Source organism: Myxococcales bacterium (genome assembly GCA_016706225.1).
In the GTDB taxonomy this organism is placed as follows: Bacteria; Myxococcota_A; Polyangia; order Polyangiales; family Polyangiaceae; genus JADJKB01.
This window is the reverse complement of the sequence record JADJKB010000003.1, coordinates 619535-640159: the sequence shown is the minus strand read 5'-3', so window position 1 is coordinate 640159 and position 20625 is coordinate 619535. Positions and strand designations below refer to the sequence as shown.

At 66.5% G+C, this 20625-nt stretch carries 18 protein-coding genes; 11 read left to right on the top strand and 7 right to left on the bottom strand.

The window, feature by feature from the left end; translation table 11 throughout:
• Window positions 1-14: 14 nt before the first annotated feature.
• The 4 genes from IPI67_04570 to IPI67_04555 are packed head-to-tail and all read right to left on the bottom strand — an operon-like array spanning window position 15 to window position 2935.
• Entirely contained in the window at window positions 15-1043 is a 1029-nt protein-coding gene (locus IPI67_04570; protein MBK7579462.1) for a radical SAM protein, read from the bottom strand.
• Window positions 1044-1086: 43 nt separating this feature from the next.
• Window positions 1087-1860 carry a hypothetical protein gene (locus tag IPI67_04565; protein ID MBK7579461.1) on the bottom strand — a complete coding sequence of 258 codons (774 nt, stop codon included), beginning with the start codon at window positions 1858-1860 and terminating at the stop codon, window positions 1087-1089.
• On the bottom strand, window positions 1857-2270 hold the full coding sequence (locus tag IPI67_04560) for a hypothetical protein (GenBank protein MBK7579460.1): 414 nt from the start codon (window positions 2268-2270) through the stop codon (window positions 1857-1859). Before IPI67_04560 ends, IPI67_04565 begins: the two co-directional genes overlap by 4 nt.
• Complete coding sequence (locus IPI67_04555; protein ID MBK7579459.1) at window positions 2270-2935, bottom strand: hypothetical protein; 666 nt, start codon at window positions 2933-2935, stop codon at window positions 2270-2272. The genes IPI67_04560 and IPI67_04555 overlap by 1 nt, the downstream gene beginning before the upstream one ends.
• A 285-nt stretch (window positions 2936-3220) precedes the next feature.
• Between IPI67_04555 and IPI67_04550 the strand changes: the two genes are divergently transcribed.
• The gene (locus IPI67_04550; GenBank protein ID MBK7579458.1) at window positions 3221-3343 is read left to right on the top strand and encodes a YhfC family intramembrane metalloprotease; all 123 of its coding nucleotides are present in this window, start codon (window positions 3221-3223) and stop codon (window positions 3341-3343) included.
• A 651-nt stretch (window positions 3344-3994) separates the two neighbouring features.
• On the opposite strand, the gene IPI67_04545 is transcribed toward IPI67_04550, so the two are convergent.
• Entirely contained in the window at window positions 3995-4369 is a 375-nt protein-coding gene (locus IPI67_04545) for a 2Fe-2S iron-sulfur cluster binding domain-containing protein (protein MBK7579457.1), read from the bottom strand.
• 537 nt (window positions 4370-4906) lie between these two features.
• Between IPI67_04545 and IPI67_04540 the strand changes: the two genes are divergently transcribed.
• The 4 genes from IPI67_04540 (at window position 4907) to IPI67_04525 (ending at window position 10671) form a co-directional block, all read left to right on the top strand.
• Window positions 4907-5422: an OmpA family protein gene (locus IPI67_04540; protein MBK7579456.1), complete on the top strand. Its 516-nt coding sequence runs from the start codon at window positions 4907-4909 to the stop codon at window positions 5420-5422.
• A gap of 152 nt (window positions 5423-5574) precedes the next feature.
• On the top strand, window positions 5575-6483 hold the full coding sequence (locus tag IPI67_04535; GenBank protein MBK7579455.1) for a mechanosensitive ion channel: 909 nt from the start codon (window positions 5575-5577) through the stop codon (window positions 6481-6483).
• 14 nt (window positions 6484-6497) lie between these two features.
• Window positions 6498-9710, top strand: coding sequence for an AAA family ATPase (locus IPI67_04530; protein MBK7579454.1), 3213 nt, complete (start codon window positions 6498-6500; stop codon window positions 9708-9710).
• 67 nt (window positions 9711-9777) lie between these two features.
• Window positions 9778-10671 (top strand): mechanosensitive ion channel, encoded by an 894-nt coding sequence (locus tag IPI67_04525; protein ID MBK7579453.1) that lies wholly within the window; start codon window positions 9778-9780, stop codon window positions 10669-10671.
• 13 nt (window positions 10672-10684) lie between these two features.
• Here IPI67_04525 and IPI67_04520 read toward each other — a convergent pair whose 3' ends face one another.
• Complete coding sequence (locus IPI67_04520) at window positions 10685-12103, bottom strand: cation:proton antiporter (protein MBK7579452.1); 1419 nt, start codon at window positions 12101-12103, stop codon at window positions 10685-10687.
• 197 nt (window positions 12104-12300) lie between these two features.
• Between IPI67_04520 and IPI67_04515 the strand changes: the two genes are divergently transcribed.
• The 5 genes from IPI67_04515 (at window position 12301) to IPI67_04495 (ending at window position 18604) form a co-directional block, all read left to right on the top strand.
• Window positions 12301-12765: a MarR family transcriptional regulator gene (locus tag IPI67_04515; protein MBK7579451.1), complete on the top strand. Its 465-nt coding sequence runs from the start codon at window positions 12301-12303 to the stop codon at window positions 12763-12765.
• A 67-nt stretch (window positions 12766-12832) separates the two neighbouring features.
• Window positions 12833-14356 carry an NAD(P)/FAD-dependent oxidoreductase gene (locus IPI67_04510; protein ID MBK7579450.1) on the top strand — a complete coding sequence of 508 codons (1524 nt, stop codon included), beginning with the start codon at window positions 12833-12835 and terminating at the stop codon, window positions 14354-14356.
• Window positions 14357-14407: 51 nt separating this feature from the next.
• Window positions 14408-15988 carry a serine/threonine protein kinase gene (locus tag IPI67_04505; protein ID MBK7579449.1) on the top strand — a complete coding sequence of 527 codons (1581 nt, stop codon included), beginning with the start codon at window positions 14408-14410 and terminating at the stop codon, window positions 15986-15988.
• Between the two features lie 105 nt (window positions 15989-16093).
• Window positions 16094-17899 (top strand): protein kinase, encoded by a 1806-nt coding sequence (locus IPI67_04500; GenBank protein ID MBK7579448.1) that lies wholly within the window; start codon window positions 16094-16096, stop codon window positions 17897-17899.
• 156 nt (window positions 17900-18055) lie between these two features.
• Complete coding sequence (locus IPI67_04495) at window positions 18056-18604, top strand: hypothetical protein (GenBank protein ID MBK7579447.1); 549 nt, start codon at window positions 18056-18058, stop codon at window positions 18602-18604.
• A 3-nt stretch (window positions 18605-18607) separates the two neighbouring features.
• On the opposite strand, the gene IPI67_04490 is transcribed toward IPI67_04495, so the two are convergent.
• A complete protein-coding gene (locus IPI67_04490; GenBank protein MBK7579446.1) occupies window positions 18608-18934 on the bottom strand; it encodes a hypothetical protein in 327 nt (108 codons plus the stop codon).
• A gap of 69 nt (window positions 18935-19003) precedes the next feature.
• Here IPI67_04490 and IPI67_04485 point away from each other — a divergent pair, with 69 nt between their 5' ends.
• A complete protein-coding gene (locus IPI67_04485) occupies window positions 19004-20617 on the top strand; it encodes a serine/threonine protein kinase (protein ID MBK7579445.1) in 1614 nt (537 codons plus the stop codon).
• The last annotated feature ends 8 nt before the right edge of the window (window positions 20618-20625 follow it).

The window sequence follows — 20625 nt, the reverse complement described above, 5'->3', positions numbered from 1 at the left end:
GACGAGCGCTTGCCCTAGACGTTGTGGCCGAGCGCCAGCAGCGAGCGCCGCACCTGATACCCGAGCTGCATGTTGCTGCGGAGGCGCACGTAGTCAGCGGCATTGGGGCGCGTGTGTTTGAGGAAGTACGTGACCTGGGCCAGGCGCTCACGCTGTCGGCCCACCAGCGTGTCGACCGCCGAAATGTGACCCAGACGGGCCACGTCATTGAACGTGGGCAAGGTTTTCTCGAGCACGACGGCGCAGCCTTGAAACATGTCGCCGTTGCAGTCGATGACGAAGAACGGGTTGCCGAGCACCGGCTCCGAATACGGGCTGTTCTGGATCTGGAAACCGTCCTTGCCGTGAAAGGTTCGAATGGCCGCCTCGAGCCCGCGGATGTAGCTCGCTCGTGTGTCGTGCTCCCAATTGGCGCCGAGCTCGTAGGCGAGTTGCACTCGCGGTACGCCGCGGCTCTTCAGGTACGCGACGTTGTCGAAGGCACGGTCGACGCTCTCGGGACTGACGACCATGTTGCAGAAATATCCGACGCCCTCCCGCCCGAGCAGCTCCATGGTGGCAAAAATGCGCTCGTAGATGGCGCGCTCGTCCCCGAGGGATTTGCGAAAGGTGTGCTGGGACTCGAAGCTCCCGTCGACGGAGAGCATGAAACGAAAGCCGTGCTCGCGGAGCCAATCGAGGTGTTTGTGGAGCAGGATCCCGTTCGTGGTGATCAGGTGCTCGACGCGATGCTCGTCGGGTTTGGTTGCTTCGATGTGCGCGACGCCTGCCTTGACGAGATCCATGCGCAAGAGCGGCTCGCCGCCGAACCAGTGAAATAGCGTGCCGTTCGAGCAGCCGAGCAGGAGATCGATGCCCCGCTTCAGGGTCGGCAGCGGGGTGTCCTCGATGCCGTCGTGGGCCATGTGGCAGTAGCTGCAGTCGATGTTGCAGCGGCGCGTGACGAAGAGCATGCCGAGGGTGCGAGTGAGGCTCGGATCCTTGTCCGGCCCCGGCTTCTTGGTTGGCACACCGAGCGGCCGAGCTCTCGCGGCTTCGATCACACGCTCGAGTTTCCCGGAAGAGCGGGGTGCCGTCAAATCGTGGTCACGCTGCCAGGAGCACGACTGCCACCAGCACGACGATCCACTCGATCTCGAAGTAACCGAGCAGCAGCATGAAGCCGAGGTGGAGCGCGATGACCGCCGTGAGGACCGGCAGGCGCGCTCCGGGGAAGATGAAAAAGATGGCGAGCGCCTCCGTCACCAGGCCGAATACCCCCGCGGCGAGGCTGACGGTCCGCGAGCGGACGACGGCTAGCCGCAGCGCGCGCAGGATGCGCGGTCCAGCGAACGCTCGCTCCGCGATCAGAAGCGCCTGGCGATCGGCGCGCATCCAGGCAAGCCCGGACAGGCGCAGCTTGGTGAACGCCGCGAGCACGTGGGCGCCCGCCATCACCCCGCAGGCCGCGTTCCACGCCAGCTGTCGAGCCTCGCCGAACGGGGTCCCGCTCACGGCCAGCGTGAGATCGGCGACCAGCCAGGCCGCAAGGCACGCGCCCGCCGGCAGGTACTTGCCGAGTCGCACCACGATGTCCTCGTGCCACTGCGCGATCTCGACCCGGCGAATCAGCGCGAGGGCGAGCAGAATTGCGCCGGCTGCGGACTCCGGCTGCACCTGGCTCAGGAACAAAGCCACGAGCCCCGCGAACCCCAACGACGCCGTCGAGACCGCGAGCAGGCGGCGCCTCGGCACCGGCCCCCGGAACATGCGCGTAGAGCCGGCGTAGAGCGGGCGATCAGCGAGCAGCACATGGAGCGACGAGTTCGTCCACGACAGCAGTAAGCCCAGCGCCAGCAGGGCGTGACCGAGCGTCGTCAAGCGCGCAGTCGGCCGGTCCCGCTCGTGACGGACTCGAGCCGCTCCTCCAGGTTGCCAGCCTGATCCACGCGCAGCATGCGCCAGCCCGCTTCGATGGCAACGCCGCCCTCGGGCGCGGACGGAACACCGTGGTCGCGCAACCAACGCTGGGCTTCGTACACCAGCCACTGCTGCGAGCAGGGGCGCGTGCGTGGGTCGAGGGCATCGACGTCGAGACCAAAGACTGCGTCGAGCTCGTCGGCTGCAACGAATCGCTCACCGGCCCTGAGGTAGAACACGGCTCCCTCGTCCCGCGTGGTCAGATCCGCGTACATCTTGTAGCGCGAAAAAACGAAACGATCGCCCACAACGAGCGAGACCACGACGTAGACCAAGGCTGCGATGAGGGCGATGAGGGTGGCCGTGGCCATCACTGACACAAGTTCGCGCCGGCGTCGCCGCCGCAGGTCTTGCCGCCGCCGCAAGCGCCGCAGTAGATGAACCCTTCGCAGCCGTCCGGGGCTTGCCCGCAGTTGGCTCCGACCTCGGGGCAGGTCTTGGTCTTGCAGCCGCATTTGTTGGGCTGACCGAGGCCCCCGCAGGACTCCGGCGCGGTGCAGTCCCCGCACGAGAGAGTGTTGCCGCAGCCGTCGGCTAGCTCACCGCACTGGGCGTCGAGGGACGCACAGGTCTTGGCGACGCAGCCGCACTGATGTTCGACCCCGCCGCCGCCACAGGTCTGGGGTGACAGACAGGTTCCGCACTCGATCAGCGCGCCGCAGCCATCACTCAGCGTGCCGCAGGTCGCCGCAAGGTCCTTGCAGGTCCGAGCGACGCAGGGGAAGTCACTGCAGACGTTCGCCGAGCAATACTTCTTCGCGGGGCAGCTGCCGCAGTCGATGGTGCCGCCGCAGTTGTCGAGCGATAGCCCGCAGTTGGCCTTCAGGCTGGAGCAGGTTGCCTTCACACAGCCGGCGTCGACGTGCACGTTCTGTTTCAAATCGTCCAGGGACTGCGTGACCGAGCACGCGGCCGCGACGCTCATCGCCAGGGCGACCGTGACGGCGCCGACGAATCGGGACCAGGACCAGCGCATCCCGCGGATCATAGCCGGATCAGCTGGGAAGTCATGATTCTCGCGGGGTCGCGGCGGGGCGAAGCCGGGCCCGGAGCCGATTGCCGCCGGCTTTTTCGGTCCGGCTATCCGCCGCTGGGCTCAAACGTCGTCTTCGTTTCGAACGAGCTGGCGTTCCAGCTCGGCGAGCCGCGCCTCGAGGGCCTCCCGGGCGGCGCGCTCCTGTTCTTTGGCGGGTCGCCGAGATGATCCTGAGCGAGATGCGCTCACGCTACGCGGCGCGCATTCGACGCGACGCCATTGTGGGTGCCGGTGTTCGTGGTGCTGGAGCGGGTCTGCTCGATGGGCTTCCACCTGGCGGCCACCCTGCTCGTCCTCTGTGCGGTGGTGCGTCGCCGCCCGCTGCTCGTGAGCAAGGCGCGGTCGTGAGTCACCTAGAACACCGATCAGCTTGCGCTGCTCGTGTTCTAGGACCTTTAAGTTGGGGCTGCGCCCCAAACCCCCGGCCTTCGGCCGTGCGCGCTCCGCGCGCGAGCGCCGAACACCTTGCAAGTCCCGGAAAACAAACGACGTTCAACCTGGTCGGCGCCCTAGTACGAGACGCGGAGTGCTTCCTCGCGCCGCTGGCGGTGAAGCGATCATTGGCGACCGTCTCCTGGCGCAGGGCGCGGAGCACAGCGGGCAGCTCGGTCTTCGTGAATACCTGCTTCAAGCAACAGACCAAGGGCGGCGCCTCGACCTCTCAGGCGCACGCGGCCTGCGCGGCCCAATGCGTGATGCCGGGCTGCTCCGCCATCTCGCCCCGCACGACGGCGCTCATGTCCTGCCTTGCATCGTTGCTCGATCACATTCGCCAGCGACTCTCCTCTGTGCTCACCATGGTGCTCGGTCGCCTCGAGCGCGTCCCGACCGAACGAGCGTTTGAGCTTCCCGGACACGGGAGCCGCCCGTCGTCCGGCTCGATCCCGACCCGCGGGTCGTCTTCGTACCAGCGCATCGCCAGGTTGCGCGCGACGCTGGCTTCGAGGGAGGTGCGGCGTCTTGGCACCAGCTTGCCTTGCACGTGGCGCGCGCCAGACCTCAGCGCTTGCGTCGCCGCCAGAGAGTCATCGCGCGCTCGCGGTCTTCCGGGTTCAGGTCGAGGTACTCACGAAAGCTCTCGTCGCTGATCTCGATCTCGATCTGTGCGTCGGCGATGACGCGGGCCTGGCAGCCCAGACGGGAGCTCGGCCGGAGCTCGCGCGCCGACAGCTCGAGCAATTCCTGCTCGTCGTCGCTGACCTCGTTCAGGTGCTCGGCGCCGCTGTGCACGTAGACGTGACAGGTCGAGCAGGCCCGGACACCACCGCAGCGGCTGCCCTCGGGCGCACCACACGAGGTCGACGCCTCCAGGATGCTCTGGCCGATGGCGATCTCGGCCTCGAGCCCGATGTCGGGGTAGACGATGTGTGCCATCGGTCGAGAGTGTGTGCCTGCCCCGCTCTGACTCCAGGGGTCAGGCTCCAGGCTACAGGCTTAGGAGCGCGCGTCGAGCGATCGGCTTCTCCTTCGCCGACATCCTCCGTACCGCCCGTCGTGCCCTCCACGGCATCGACGTTCTGGTTCCATTCAACCTTTCCGAGAACTTGCAACAACCTCGACCCCCCCAGATCGTCATCTGCAGCATGCACTGAACCCCACCGGTCGAGCGGACCCACTGAAGTCTGCAGCCTGAAGTCTGTAGCTTCGCGGCTCAGCTCGTCGTGCACGAACGACGGGTCGCGCCCGTGGTCGGTGGTCACGATCAGGAGCGTCTCTTGCCCCCTTGCGTTCGGCGTCGAGCCCAGAACACGCCCTATGGTTTGACATCAAACGATAAGTCCACTACGGTTCAAGCTGCTGGCGGAGGTGCACTTCGCACCGGCCATACCTGCCCTCGGCTGCCCATCTGGGATGGGCGGCGCGCGTCCGTGAAAAGCGGGACGCCCCGAGGCACCCCAATGGAGGACTACTGTGAAGCTCAAACTCATGTCATTTCTCGTTGTTCCACTCGCCGCCGCCGCTTGTGCTTCGGCCACCAGGCCGCCGGTAGCAACCGGTGCCGGAACGGAGGGCACGGCTCGGCAAGCTGCGCCGCCGCCGTCCGACACCGCCACGGCGGTCGTGGTCGACCCGTCGATTCGGGCGGCGTGCGGCATCGAAGAGTCGAAGACCTGGTTCGACTACAACTCCGCGCGGCTCGGCAAGAGCGACGCACCGGTGCTCGACGCTGTTGCGAAGTGTTTTCTGACCGGGCCGCTGAAGGGCAAAAAGATGGCCCTGGTAGGGCGCGCCGATCCGCGCGGCGAGTTCGAGTACAACCTGGTGTTGGGCGGTCAGCGGGCCGACAGCGTGAAGGGGTACGTCCTGGAGAGAGGACTGGGAAGTGACCGTGTGATCACCTCGTCCCGGGGTGAGATGGATGCACGAGGCCAGGACGAGACGACCTGGGCTGCCGATCGGCGGGTCGATCTCCGACTGGCCGACTGACCCCCGGGTCTTTCGGGAGCCGGCCCGACGGCTGGCGGAAAACGATTGCTTCGGCCCGAACCCAATCCTACTCGACACTATCGAAGTGGGGTGGGGGGCGGGCAGTTGCCAAACATCCGTCCCCGCCCGACAAACTCGGCCTTGGGCTCCACTTGACTGCGGACTTCCTGCACAATGCGCGGACCCTCCTGAACAAGGAGCTGTTCCACATCGCCAAGACGCCGATCACGGTGTCGACTCTGCTGAGCGTTCTCGCGGTTGTGGTCGCCACGTTTTGGGTCTCGCGGGCGCTGCGCCGCGCGGTGGAGCGTGTGTTGACCTGGAAGGGCGAGCGGCCCGCCAACATTGGCACCGTGACGAGCCTGCTCCACTACTCCGTTTTGGTCACGGGCTTCGGTGTCGCGTTGAGCACCGCGGGCATCGACCTGACGGCCTTGTTCGCGGCGGGGGCCATCTTTGCAGTGGGTTTGGGGTTCGCGATGCAGAGCATCGCCCAGAACTTCGTGGCGGGGATCATCCTGCTCGCAGAGCGCAGCATCAAACCCGGCGACTTGCTCGAGGTCGAGGGCAAGCTGGTGAAAGTGCTGGAGATGGGCATCCGCTCCAGCATTGCGCAGACTCGCGACGGCGAAGACTTGATCATCCCGAACGCGACGCTCATCCAGACCACGGTGAAGAATTTCACGCTCAAGGATGCCTGCCACCGGGTGCGGGCGACCGTCGGAGTCGCGTACGGTTCGGACATGGCCGCGGTGAAAGAAACGCTCACCACCGTGGCCCATGAAGTCAGCAAGAATTGGGCGGTCAAGGATCGCGAGCCGCAGGTCATCCTGCTCGACTTCGGAAACAGCTCGGTGGTCTGGGAGGTCGCAATCTGGATGACGGACCCTTGGCTCTCCCGCGCTGCGATGTCGGAGCTGCGGGAGGCGATCTGGCGGGCCCTCCAGGCGAACAAGATCGTGATCGCGTTTCCACAGCTGGACATTCACTTGGATGACCAGGTGGTGAGCGCTCTCGGGCGGCAGAGTGGCTCGGGGTCCGCACGAGCGGCCGAATGTTGACCTGGGAAGATCGCATGAATACGCCGAAGCGCCTGCGCGGTCGGGTGCCCCGGGTGGTGGCTCTCTTTGGCCGTGCGGCAGTGGCGGCGGTCGTATCCTCGGTGCCGCGGCCGGGTTTTGCAGCGGGCGACGCCGGTCCGGCACCGAGCGCGTCGGTTGCGTCGGAGATCTCCGATGCGGGCACTGCACGTGACGCGGTTTCCGGTGACGCGGGTCCCAGGGAGCGAGCAGAGGTGGCTGCGCTGCGCGCGACCGCCAAGGACATTCGGGATTTCCTGGCGGAGTCCCTCGATCTCGCCGTGGAGCCCGCCACCCTCTTCGATCTGCCGCTCACCGACGAGGCGGCACTGCGAGTCGAGGCAGAGCGCCTGCGCGCTGTCATCGAGCGAGCCGACCGAGAGGTTTGGGACGGTGGTGTTCTGGTCGAGCCGGCGAGCGAAGGCCCGCCGCCAGCGGAATCGGGCGACGGCGGAGCTGAAGCGAGCGTTCCGCTTCGAGAGCTGGACCCGGAGCTGTTTGCCGCACGGGTCGAGGTCGACCGTGCTCGCCTCGAGTTCTACCTGCTGCCAGCGGCGCGCAAGAAGGCACTCGCAACCCGACATGCGGAGCGGCAGCGTGAGGCACCCGATGACGTCTCCGCCGAGCTGAGCGAGTCACAGCGTAAGGCGCAGAAGGCGGAGCGCGACCAGAAGAGTGCGCTTGCGGCGGCGCAGCGGGCTCGCACGGAAGCGGAGCGTCTCGTTGCAGAGGAACGCGCGCGCCTGCTCGGGATCTCGGGTTCGCAGGCGAACTCGGAGGGTGAGCTCGTCAAGGCAAAACAGGCACTGAAGGACCGCGCCGAGCGTACCCTGACCTTCCGCCGCAGGGTCCGCGAGCTGGTTGCCGATCGGACTGCTGTCGAAGGTGCCGACGCTCTCTACGACGAGCTCCGGGTCTACTTGAGGGCGGCGCGCACCGAGCTCGACGCTGCAATCGTGGCTAGCACGGCAGAGAGCGGAATCGACGACAGCGGGCCCGATCGTCTGGGGGACTTGGCGGCGAATGTCGATCGCTCGGCAATCGAAGGTTCTCGTAAAGAAATCGACGCAGTCGCGGCACGTCTACGGGAGACTGAAGCTGGGCTCCGCCGGGAGCGCGCGGCGCAGCTCTACGACGACGTCAGGGATCTCAACGCCGACCGGTTGACTCTTCTGCCTCGACTCAGCCCGGCCAAGCGTGCGACGGTCACCGGTTTCGGAGCCGGTGGTTTCGATCAGGCTGGGTCGGAGCTCAAACAAGTGACGCTGGTGCTGCGTTACCACGTGATGGCGACGCGGCGCTGGATCGCGGGAATGGCCGAGCCGGGCTCCGGCCGAGGTGCCTCCGCGGTTACCATCGGCGCGGTGGCGGTGAAGTGGTTGTTCGTGCTGATCGCGTTTGTGTGGTGGCGACGCCGCGGCGGACCGTTGCTCGAACAATGGCGCGAACGTATCTTGGAGGAGCACCGGCGCGAGCGCATCGTGGAGCCGAGCCGCCTCTACGGAGCCCTGGGCTTCGTGCAGTCGACGCGGGGGCCGGTCGAAGGGTTGCTCCTCGTTGGCGCGCTCGACTGGCTGCTGCCTTCCACGGCGCAGGGACAGCTGGAGGTCACGCTTCTGACCACGGTCTTCCTCTGGACCGTTGGAGGGGCGCTCGTCGTCGTCGTGATCAACACCTTGGCGGGCGGAACGGAGCTGGCGGGCGCAAACCGCGCGCCGACTCAGACCGCCGTCGTTCGCCTGCGTTCGCTGCGGCTGATCGGGCGCACCGTCGTGGCGTTCGGCTTGATCCTGGCGCTGAGCGCCAAGCTGGTCGGTCCGGGCACGATCTACTCGTGGGTCTTTTCGCTGTGCTGGTTCGCCGCGATTCCGCTGACCCTGGTCGTGGTTCGCTGGTGGCGGTCGATCATTTTTGCGCGGATCAACGCGACCCGGAAGAAGAAGGCGTTCGAGACGTGGGTCGTCGCCAACCAGACGGGCTGGAAGAGCTTCCTGGCGGCGGGCGCGGCCGGCGCGTTCCTGTTTGGCAATGGGACCTACCGCGCCGTGCGCGGCTGGGTCGGCCGCTTCGATCTGACTCGCCGAGCGCTCGCCTACCTGTTCCGGCGCGGACTCGACCGGCTTGCCGAGGAGAAGACGGACCTCGCGTTCAAAGATCTACCGAGCGAAGCGTTCGTGGCGCTGGGGCCGACGACCGCGTCCAACCAGAACGTTTCGGGAAGCGCCTCGGAGCAGGTGAAGAATGTCATCGCGCGCATCGAGCAGGTAGGTGGTGGAGTCTTCGCAGTGGTCGGCGAACGGGGTGGGGGCAAGACCAGCGTGCTCAGCCAGGTGCGCGAGGCGTATCCGGACGTCGTGCTCGTCAACTGTCCCGAGACCGGGCTGGAAGGCCTCCGAGCGGCGCTCGCCAAGGCGGTCGGCGCAGATCCCGCGGCGAGCTTCGAGGACGTGCTGCGGCCGCTCAACGTGGAAAATCGTGATGCCGCCGTGCTCATCGACGACGCGCACCTCCTGATTCAGCCGATCATGGGAGGCCTTGCGGAGTTCGACCGCCTGATCGACGTGGCGCGTCACAACAGCTCGAGCTGCGCATGGTTCTTTGCGATCGACGACGTCATCTGGCGCTTCTTCGAGCGCGCTCGCGGAGCTCGTCCGCTCTTCGACGAAGTGATCGCCCTCGACCCGTGGCGCGAAGAGGAGATCGTGCAGCTGCTCACCGCCCGCTGCGAACAGGCTGGTGTGGCGCCAAGCTTCGAACACCTGCTCGAGAGCTTGCCAGCCGACGCGGACGAGGTGGATCGGGCGGAAGCGCTGAGCCGCGCCGCGGCGGGTTATTATCGCCTCCTCTGGGACTACTCTGCGGGCAACCCCGGGGTTGCACTGCACATGTGGCGCAGGTCGTTGGGGCTAGGTGCCGAAGACAAGGTCTGCGTGAAGCTGTTCCAGGCCCCCGACACCCGCGAGCTGGAGCAACTTCCCGACCCGACGGTGTTCGTCCTGCGGGCGGTCATTCAGCTCGAGCCCGCCCGGCCGGAGGACGTCGCGCGGGCCACCATGCTTCGAGGTTCACAGGTAGAGGACGCGCTCCGCTACGGGCTCGCCCGTGGGTACTTTGCCATGGTGGGCGACCGATACCGAGTGAGCTGGGCGTGGTACCGCGCAGTCACACGCTTTCTGCAGCGGCGTCATCTGCTTGCGAGTCGACGCTGAGCACGAGAGGAGTTTCGCGATGAAACGACACAGCTGGAAAGCAAGGCTCTTGGTCGCCGCTTGGGTCATGCTCGCCACGAGCCCGGCCTACGCGCAGGACGCCCCCGACATCGGCAAGCTCGCGGGTCTGATTCGCTGGGGTGGGGTCTTCCTCTCCGTGCTCGTCATCGTCGGCTCCACGGTCGTAGTGCGCATCGCGGGCGACATCGCCACCCGGTTGAGCAAGCGCTTCGCCAACCGGCGGCCGACGATCCAGAAGTTCGAGTCCGCGCTCCGGTTCATCATCTACATCGGTGCGGCCGCAATTTGCATCAGCCTGAGCGTGCGGCTGGACTCCACGGCGCTGACCGTCATCGGTGGCGCCCTCGCCTTTGCCGTCGGTTTCGCAATGCGCGACCTGGTCGCAGCCTTCATCGCCGGCATCACCATCATGTTCGATCGACCATTTCAGGTCGGGGATCGCGTGGCGTACGCCGGGGAGTACGGGGATATCCTGAAGATCGGGCTTCGCAGTGTTCAGATGAACACGCTGGACCACAACATCGTCACGATCCCGAACAACAAGATCCTCACCGACGTCACCTCGAGCGGCAACTACGGCGCTCTCGAGATGCAGGTGGCGATGGATTTCTACGTCGGTGTCGATCAAAACGCAGAGCTCGCAGCCGACCTGATCAAGGAAGCCTGCCTCACGAGCCCCTACGTCTATTTCGACCAACCCATCCCCGTCCTGGCCAAGCAGGTGATCGTTCAGGAGTACGTGGCCGTGCACCTCAAGGCCCGCCCGTACGTCTTCGATTGTCGTTACGAGAAGCCATTCGAGACCGACGTACACTTCCGCGTGCTCAGGGCCTTTGCCGAGCACGGCATCTTGCCGCCGGCAATTTTGCACCGGAACGTGAACGAGAGCTCGGCGGCCGCGAAGCGCCGCGCCGAGGCGCCGATCATTTCTCAGAACTGAGGCAGCGCACCGGTCACTCGGTCGGCGACTCCTTCGGGCCAGCGGGAGCGCTGACTTCGCCGAGCGGCGCCGGCTCTGCGCCAGCCCCGCTCGGGTCGGGAGCCGGCTGGGGCAGCGGCAGCGTGAGGTTTGGGGACGCCGGCGCGATCGGCGCAACCGGCGGGGCGGGGAGGGATTCGGCCAGCCATTCCGGTGCCGCACTCTCGGGTGTGGCTTCGCCAGCAACCGGCGTGGGGAGCCCGCGCCGGGCCAGCGGGAACCCCACGGCGAAGGTCAGAATAGTGGTGAAGACCGCGGCGAACACCGGCGTCGGGAGGTTCTCGGTCCCGGGCACTCCGGCTGCGGCGGGCAACGTGGCCAGCACACCGGCGGCCATGCCACGCGGTAGCGAAACGGCGACCAGTCGCTTCTCCGACCGAGTGAAGCCGGTGCCGAGCGTCGCCAGTCCCACACCGGGAATTCGGATCGCAAAGAGCAACAGTCCGATCAGGACGCCGAGGACGAGCAGCCCGAACGGCGGCCCCAGCATTGCGCCGATGAACGTGAAAAAGAACGACTTGATGATGAATGCCATCTGCGTGTGAAAACCACGCACATCCCGACCGAGCCCCCGCTGCCCCACGAGCCCCACCTTCTCGCTGATGCTCTTGGCGTTTCCGACGATGACGGCAAAGGTCAAGATGCCCAGAGCGGCGCTTCCGCCGGCATGGTCGATCGCCACGTAGAGAACGATCAACGATGAGAGTGTGATCGGATAGGCGTGCTCGCTGTCACGAATGAAGCGCAAGATCAGCAGCCAAGTGCCGCCGGAAACGGCTCCGATTCCGGCTCCGATGCCGAACGAGGTCAGGAGCGCTGCGGCCGGGGACTGACCAGGCGTTGCTTTGATTGACAGGATGTCGATCAAAGCACTGGCCGCGACCACACAGAAGGCGTCGGTGAAGGCGGACTCGAGGCCGACCAAGCTAGCGATCTTCGCGTCGACCTTCGCCTGCTGCATGGCCGGCATGATGATGATCGAGCTGGAGCCGCCCAGAATTGCGCCGAGCAAGAGGCCGTGTGTCCACGTCCACTCGGGAGACAACCAGCCCACCCATTTGGCACCCATGCTCACCAGAGCGACGAGGGAGACGGCAAGTGTGAAGGTGCAAAGGGCCAGCAACGCGGAGCGAGGGGCTGCCCTGGACACGTCGGCGAGATCGAGCTTGCTGCCCCCCTCGAACAAAACGATGACCAGGGTGACCGCGGCGAAGTACGGGGCGATCTGCGTCAGGTTCTCCCGGGTGACGAAGTGCAAGATTGGCCCGAGCAAGATGCCCACCAGGATCAGCCAGATGACATCCGGCACGTTCGTGCGCCGGAACACCGCTTCACCCGCGGCGCCGATCAAGAAGATGCCGGCCACCGCCAGCAGGAAGGGCGCGACGTTCATGGTCGGTTCGACCTCGGGGATTGCATCTGGGCGGGATGCTATCCCCGAGTGCGGCTCTGGGCACGTCCTTGCTCTGGATCGCTCCGTGTCCGACGCTGTGATAGCGTCTGGGCACCTTGCCGCCGGCATCAAAGCTAACCTCAGGGAAACTCGACATCCACAAGTCGGCGGGCGCTCTGGGTGAGGTGCTCACCTTCATGCGCGTGCTCTGGGGGGTCGACCACTCGCTCCGCTCGGCATCCAAGCGGCTGTTGGCGGTTGCGGGGGTAACCGGGCCACAGCGGCTGGTCCTGCGGATGGTCGGCCGATTTCCCAACACCTCCGCCGGATCGCTCGCCGAGTTGCTGCATGTGCACCCGAGCACGCTCACCGGCGTGCTTCATCGCCTGGAGCGAGCCGGGCTGCTTCAGCGTCGTCACGATCCCGCGGACGGGCGCCGTGCCCTCTTCCGTTTGTCGGCGAAGGGCGCCGCAGTGGACGGCATGCGCGCGGGGACGGTCGAGGACGCGGTGCGCGGCGCGCTTGCGGGCCTACCCGCGGCGAAGATCGCCGCGGCTCGCGAGGTGCTCACTGCCGTGCACGCCGCGCTCGATTCTCAGAATCAAGGCGTGAAGCCCCCCGCTCGCCGCGCCAAGAAACGCGCTCGACCGCGACCTCGCTGAACATGAGTCCGGCTCGTCGACTCGAAGCGGGCGAGGCCCGCGAGCGGCGCGTCCAGAGGCTGTGAGCGTGCCTCATTTCGACGACATCGTGCTCGGTGCGGGCATGGGCGGGCTGAGCGTCGCGGCGCTCCTGGCGCGGAGCGGGCGTCGCGTGCTGGTGCTCGAGGCTCACGACGTCCCTGGAGGATACGCGCACACCTTCGAGGTTCGCGGTCAGCGTTTCTGCGCGCAGGTTCATTACATCTTCGGCTGCGGAGAGGGGGAGGGCGTGCACTCCGTCTTGGCCAAGCTCGGCCTGGTCGCGCAGGTGCCGTTCGTGCGCCTGGATCCGGAAGGCTTCGATCACGTGGTCGTCGCCGGCGAGCGCTTCCGGATCCCGAACGGGCTGTCGAAGTTTCGGGAGCGCCTGCTCCAGCGATTTCCCGGGGCGGAGCTGCCGATCCGGCGCTACTTCCAGGTGATCGCCGCCATCGACGAGGAGCTGACGCGCAGCGACGAGCTGCCGGACCGCATCACTCCCTGGACCCTGCTCGGCTCAGGCTACCGGTTCCGTCACCTGCTGCGGTATCGACACGCAACACTCGAACAGCTGTTCGATCGGGTGCGCATGCCCAACCTGGTGCGAGCGATTCTCGCTGGGCAGAGCGGCGACTACTTGCTGCCTCCACGCGACGTCTCGCTGCTGTTGCATGTCGCACTGGTGTGCGGATACGACCGCGGCGCGTACTACCCGCGCTTCCACTACCACCAGTTCGTCGAGAGCATCGCCGGTGTCATCCGGGGTGCGCCGGGTTCGGAGCTGCTGCTCGGCCGCAAGGTCGAGCGCATCCACGTCTCGAACGGGCGAGTCACCTCCGTCAGCACCACAGACGGCACCAGTTTCACTGCTGAGCGCTTCATCTCCAACATCGATCCCAGGCGCACGGCTGCGCTCGCGGGGGGGTGGCAGCCAAGCCGGGCGGACCAGCGCCGCCTGGACTACGAGTACTCTGCGAGCACGTTCAGCATGTACCTCGTGCTCTCTGGGCTCGATCTGCGTGAATATGGTTTCGGCTCGTACAACGTGTGGCGTTACCCGCACCCCGATTTGAACCGCATCTACGACGATCAGCTGCTGGCCAACGACCTGACCAATCCCTGGCTCTTCCTCTCCACGCCGACTCTTCACTCCGACGAGCCCGGGATCTGTCCGCCCGGACGCCAGATCTTGGAGGTCGCTACGGCCTGCGACTACGGACATTTTGCACGCCTCCGCCGCGACGACCGGCGGGCGTATTACCTGGCCAAGAATCGCATTCGGGAGGACGTCCTCGACATTCTCGAGGCCGAGTTCGTCCCGAACCTGCGGCGCCACCTCGAGCTCAGGCTCACCGGTACCGGGCCGACCAACGAGCGCTACTGCGGCGCGCCCGAGGGGAACGCCTACGGCGCGCGGCTGACTCCACGTCACGTGGGGCCCGAGCGACGCCCCTACCGGACTTCCCTCGACAACCTCTGGATGGTTGGCGCGACCGCGGGCTTCCCGAGTGTCGCGGGTACGATCGGTGCCGGCGCCCGCTTGTACCGGGAGCTGACGGGCGATGGCGTGTAGGGCCGAAAAGACTGCCCGGCGGGCCAGGAGGTCAGTACGCTGATTTTCCCCATGGACGAGGCCAAGATCATCGCCGAGTGCGAAGCCCGCGTGGGGAGGTTGCTGAACGGGAAATGGAAGCTCGGGCGGCTTCTCGGTATTGGAGCCTCCGCCGCGGTCTATTCGGCACGTGCAGGGGAGTTGGTCGCTGCCGCCAAGGTCTTGCACTCGGCCTGGGCGTCACACCCGACCATCCGGGCGCGCTTCGAGCAAGAGGCGTACATCGGGAACACCATCGATCACCCGGGCATCGTCCGGGTGATCGAGGACGGAGTGAGCGAGCAAGACGAGCAATACCTGGTGATGGACCTGCTCATCGGTGCGTCCCTCGACGTGCTGATCGAACAACATCGCGGCAAAGTGCCGCTCGTTGACGCACTCTGGATCACCGACGGAATCCTGGCTGTGCTCGAGCGCGCGCACTCACTCGGGATCGTGCACCGGGACCTGAAGCCGGAGAACATTTTCTTGACGGAAGCCAGCGTGGTCAAAGTGCTGGACTTCGGCATCGCGCGGCTGCGCGAGCACGGGCGCAATGCCGGGCACACCCACGAGGGGACGGTCATGGGGACCCCGAGCTTCATGGCTCCGGAGCAAGCGCTGGGGCGCTGGTCACAGGTCGATGCCCGCGTCGACATCTGGTCCGTCGGGGCGATTCTGTTCACGTTGCTCACCGGCCGCCAGGTGCACGGGGACTTCGTCGGGAACGAGATGTTGATTCGTGCGGCAACCCAGCGGGCGCCGGCCCTTGCCAGTGTCATGAGCGCCGTGCCCGAGCTGTGCCAGATCGTGGACACCGCGCTGGCGTTCGACTCGAGCGCACGTTTCGCCGACGCCGGCGCGATGCGGGCGGCGGTCCAGCGCCTGTTGATCGTGCCCGAGGCCCCGCCGGAATCGGTGCGCAGAATGGTGGATTCACCTCCGTCGTCGATGCCGCGGTCACTCTCGCCCGCCGACCTCACGGCGCGCGTGGCTGCCGAGTCCATCGTCGACCAGAGTTTTGCGCGGTCCGTGATTGGTGCGTACCGGCGGGCCGAAGCCAAGGGCGAGCCATCCCGCGTGACCGAGGCGGTGCGGGCTGGTCTTCGGCGCCTGGCATCCAACTCGCCGGACGCGGCCCTCGCGCTCATCCTCTCGCTCTTTCACGAGCTAGACGTGGCGGTGGGGCGGGAAGATCCCGGGGCGAGGCGAGCTTTTGCGACGGCGGTGGTGTCGACCCGAGCGCTCGGGCAACTGCTCGCCAACGCGGGACGCCCGGGGGTCGACCCGGCCGCGGCGGTCCAAGCCCTGACACTGGTGCTCGACGCGCTCGGGGATGCCCACGCCGGGGTGGCACTCGAGGCCCTCGGTGGCATCGCAGAAGGCAAACTGAAGGAGTTGCTGGTGACCTACGTCGCGCGAACGGGGCGCGGTTACGAGGAGCCAATGGCTCAGCTGTTGCTCGAGGCGGAGCCGGAGTTCGCGCTGGTTCTACTCGATATCTTGAGCAAGATGGGCACCGAGGCGGCGGGCCGAGCCATCGTTTCCGCCCGCGAGAGCCCCCACCAGGCCATCAGGATCCAGGCGGAGCTCCTGTCGCGTCGCGGCGCATAGCGCATTCGGCCGCATGCGCGCACCTGCGCTAACATGACGGCCGAGCCATTGGTAAAACCGCCGCCCAGAAGTCCGCCCGCCCACTCTGGCGACGGCGGGTCTGCCGTGACAGAAGACTCGCCAAAGTACTTCGCCGGCGATGTCGTTGGCGGCAAGTATCGCCTGACGAACATCGTGGGTGAGGGCGGGATGGGCTCCGTGTGGCTCGCACGCAACCTGACGTTGGACGCCGATGTCTGTGTGAAGTTGATACGGAGAGAGAGCGCGACACCAAAGGCCTCCGCGCGCCTGCTCCAAGAGGCCCGCGCGGCGGCTAGGCTCAACCACCCTTCCATCGTGCGAGTGTTCGATTTCGGTGAGACGGAGCACCGCGATCCGTTCATTGTGATGGAGGTCTTGCGAGGTGACTCGCTTCGGCGTCTGATGGAGCGCAAGGCGCGGCTGCCGGCCGCAAATGCCGTGGCCACCTTGCTGCCGGTGGCCAGTGCACTCGCCGAAGCTCACTCGAAGGGGGTCGTTCACCGCGACTTGAAGCCAGAGAACATCGTGCTCGTCACCGACGAGTCCGGCGCGGTGATCCCGAAGGTCGTCGACTTTGGCATCGCAAAAGTGCGCCGCGACGACCTGGCTCGTGGCCTCACCCAAGATGGGTCGGTGCTCGGCAGCCCGGAGTACATGTCTCCCGAGCAAGCGCAGGGCCGCAGTGATGTCGACGGTCGCACGGATGTCTGGGCCGTGTCGGTGATCTTGTACGAGCTCGTCGTCGGACAGCTGCCCTTCGTCGGGGACAACTACAACGCGCTCCTCTGGGCCATCCAGCAGGGTGAACCGGCGCCCACGCTCAACTTTGCCGCGGGGGATCAGGAGCTCTGGCGGATCTTGAAGCGGGGCCTGGCCAAGAAGGCCGACGAACGCTGGGGCAGCATGCGCGAGCTGGGGGCCGCGCTGGCGGAGTGGGCCGTGAAGAACGGAGTCGACGTCGACGTGACCGGAGCATCCGTGGCGCTGAGCTGGCTCACCGCCGCGCGACGGCCGCTGTCGGAGGCCCCGAACTCCGCGCTCAGGACACCGAGCATCGCCGATCTGGAAGAGCGTGGTGAGGTTGCGCCTTCTTTGCACCACAACGACGTCGAGACCCAACCGGAGCGAGCGGTCGCCAAGGCCTCTCCGCTCCGCGGGTTTGCCATTGGGCTCGGCGTCGTGGTGATCGTTGCGGCCGGGGCTCTGTGGTCGGGCCGCTCCGCACAACTCGGACGGAGCGCCGCCCCCACAGCCTCGGCGATTTGGCCCGGGGACTCCGCTCCTCCGACTGCTCCTCTCCCGGTCATCCCTCCGAAAGATCCCGCGCAGCCGGCGAGCTCGGTTGCGCAACCGGTTCCCCTGGCAGCGTCGTCGGCCGGCGGGTCAGCCCGAGCTCAGCCAGGCGATGGGCTCGACATGGCGTGTGTGGCACCGGTGTTTCCGCCCGCGACCTTCGTGGTTGGCACCGATCTCTCTTTCCTGTGCAAGGAAGTGGATCCAAGGGCGGGGGCGGAGCTGTTGAAAGCCGCCGTGGTGAAGGGGCGGGGCGCGGGTGTTTCAGTCAGCATGCAGGAGTGGGCGCACCTCAGCTGGTACGAGCTGGCCGTATTTGCGGTCGCTCGGGCCCGATGCTGCATGGGGGCGCCGCCGTTGGTCCTGCCGGCGAACGGGGGAGTCTGCTCTGCCTTGGAGCAGGTACTCGACGAGCTGGGAAGGGCCGTGGTCACGGACCGCGCGGTCGAGCAGAAGTTGGCGCACTTCGATCAGACGGTGCTCTGCCTTCTGGCAAAGGGGGGCGCACGCCAATACGCCTACACGCTGGCACGCCTCGATGATGCACGGGTCGTGTTCGGCAAGACGCTGGAGCGCGCTCACCTCGCTGCGCACTAGCTCATCGGAGCCAGCTCGGAACCAAGCGAACACACCACGTGGCGGCCGCCGATTGTCCCCGAAAGGTCGAGGACTTGTCCATCCCCGACCCCTGGCGGTTGCGAAGCTTGAAATAGAGTGCGCCCCCCGGGCGAAAGGCCGTGAGCGGAGGCGTTCATGCGAATTTTTATCGAACAAGCTGACGGAGTCTCGTCCTTCTTTTCCAGGTTCGCCGAGGAGGTCAGCTCGGCATTCTCGGGGAGCGTGTTCCTGTTCGTCGTCGGCCTCGTGCTGATCGCGCTCTTGGAGAGCCGTATGGAGCGACTCGAGCTCGAGGTTGCGGCGCGCCCCGTGCGAGCCTTTGCGCTGGGGCTCTTGGGCTTCGTCGCGCTCGGTGTGCTCGCGGTCACCCTGTGTGTGACCATCATTGGCATTCCGTTTGCCGCGGTTCTGGCGATTGCAGCCGTGTTTGGAGCCTACGCCGGCGTCGTGGCCGTGCTCCGGACGTTCGGTGCGGCCTTGATCGGCCACCGGACCGCCAACCGCTACGTGCACCTGGCCTTCGGCATCGCGGCCTTTTTCGTGGTCGGTCTCATCCCGTGGCTCGGTGATCTCATCACCTTTGCGCTGCTCGCGACCGGCTTGGGCACGGTGCTCGCGACGCGAGCGGCCGGTCTCTGGCAGAGCCGCGACAATCCGAGCTCGAACGGGTACGCGGCGGCTTGAGCTTCACTCTGAGCAACACGGATTGCCGAGGCACGGAGGGACGGCCGCGCACACGCCGGGTCCCGCGCAGCACGTACCGGCCGACGTCTTGCACTCGGCGCCGCAACCCGCGACGCCGCCGGTCGCAACGCTGGTTCCCCCGCCCCCACCGAATCCGCCGCTTCCCCCGCTGCCGCCGGCCGAGCTGCCCCCGGCGGCCGGGCTCACACACTGACCGCTTTCACACACACGATCGCCTTTGCAGTCGTTGTCGTTCTTGCAGCCCGCGTCTTCGGACGACGAACAGGCGACGAGTAATAGGAAAAGAAGGCCGGCGGCGCTCACCCGCATGCTCTGAGCATAGCCGAAGGCGCGGTCCACGGAGGCGACCGGCCCGTCGATTTGCGGATACGATGGGGCGTGCCGGGGGAAGAGTCCACATCGCTGCGCGAACCACTGGACCTGGCGCTTGGGGAGCAACTCCGGCGAATCGAGCTGGCGGTTCTTCGCGTCTGGCAAGTCCTGACCTTGGTCGGTGCCCTCGGAGCCCTGGTCGTCGCGGTGGTGATCTCCCGACCGCTGGGCTTGTGGACGGCCCTCACGGCGGGCGTGCTCTTTGCCTGGTTCACGCTGGCGGCGTACTCGCTCGAGCGCGGAGCGGCAGGCCCCGTCGTGGCACTTTGCTCGATCTTGGTCGAGAGCTCGCTGCCGTGGATCACGCTCTTGTTGCTCGTGCGCGTGCAGGGCGCCGCGTACGCACTCGGCTCGTGGCTCCCGCCAATGTTGTTCTCCGCGCTGATCGTCGCCGCCGTCGCGCGTCTACGACCGCTGACACCGTTGCTCGTGGGCCTCTCGAGCAGCGTGGCCTTCCTGGCACTCTACTTCTGGGTCGCGCGGGGCGAGCTACCGGCCGCGATCGCGAGCCAACCGCTCTTCTCCGTTGGCACCCAGATCACACGGGCGACGTCGCTGAGCTTTGCCGGAGTTTTGGCCATGCTCCTGGCTCGCGGGCTGAGGCGCGCCATCGGCCGCGCGGACAGCGATGTCCGAGCACAAGATCTGTTCGGCAAGTATCGTGTCACTCGTCAGATTGCGGCCGGCGGAATGGGGACGGTGCACGAAGCCCTCTACTGCCCAGAGGGTGGCTTCGAACGGCGTGTTGCCATCAAACGCATTCATCCGCACCTGGCCGAACAACCCGAGTTCGTGGATGCTTTTCGACGTGAGGCCGAGTTGTCTGCGCGCCTGGTGCACCCGAACATCGTGCAGGTGTTCGACTTCGGGCGCGTCGAGCAGACCTACTTTCTGGCGATGGAGTACGTCGACGGCCTGACCTTGTTGGCGTTCATGCGGCGCTCGACCCTGGCCGGCCACCAACTCTCTCCGGCTACGGTCGCGCACATCGGGCAGGAGGTGCTCGCGGGCCTCTTGCACTCTCACGAAGGGGCCCGTGGAGGGGATGGCGCCGCGCTGCGCATCATTCATCGCGACATGAGCCCCGCTAACGTGCTCCTGTCCCGCACCGGGGAGGTGAAGATCTCCGACTTTGGTCTGGCGCGTGCGCTCTACGATGCAGAGTCGGCGCGCACCAAACATGTAGCGGGTCACGTCGGATACATGGCACCGGAGGCCGTGCTGGGTCAGCCGCTCGATCCGCGCTGTGATCTGTTCGGCCTGGGGGTCATCTTGTGGGAGCTCCTGGCCGGCAGACGCCTGTTTGCTCGCGACAACGAGAGCGCGACCCTATTTGCCGTGGTGTCGGAGCCGATTCCGCCAATCACCTCGGCGCGTTCCGACATCGACCTCGCTTGGACCGGGTTTTTCGAACGGGTTCTTGCACGGGAGGTCGACCAGCGACTTGCCACCGCGGGTGAGATGGCCCGGGCACTCGAGCAAATTCAGGTGCCCTCCGGGCGACGCGGCAGTGATGACCTTGCGCTCCAGGTCCAGACCGCTCTGAAGCTGCCGGAGCGACGCGCCACGCTCGAGTCCGAAGCGCCGACGCAGATCGACTCCGGCGCTCGAGCGGTCTGACCGCCGCG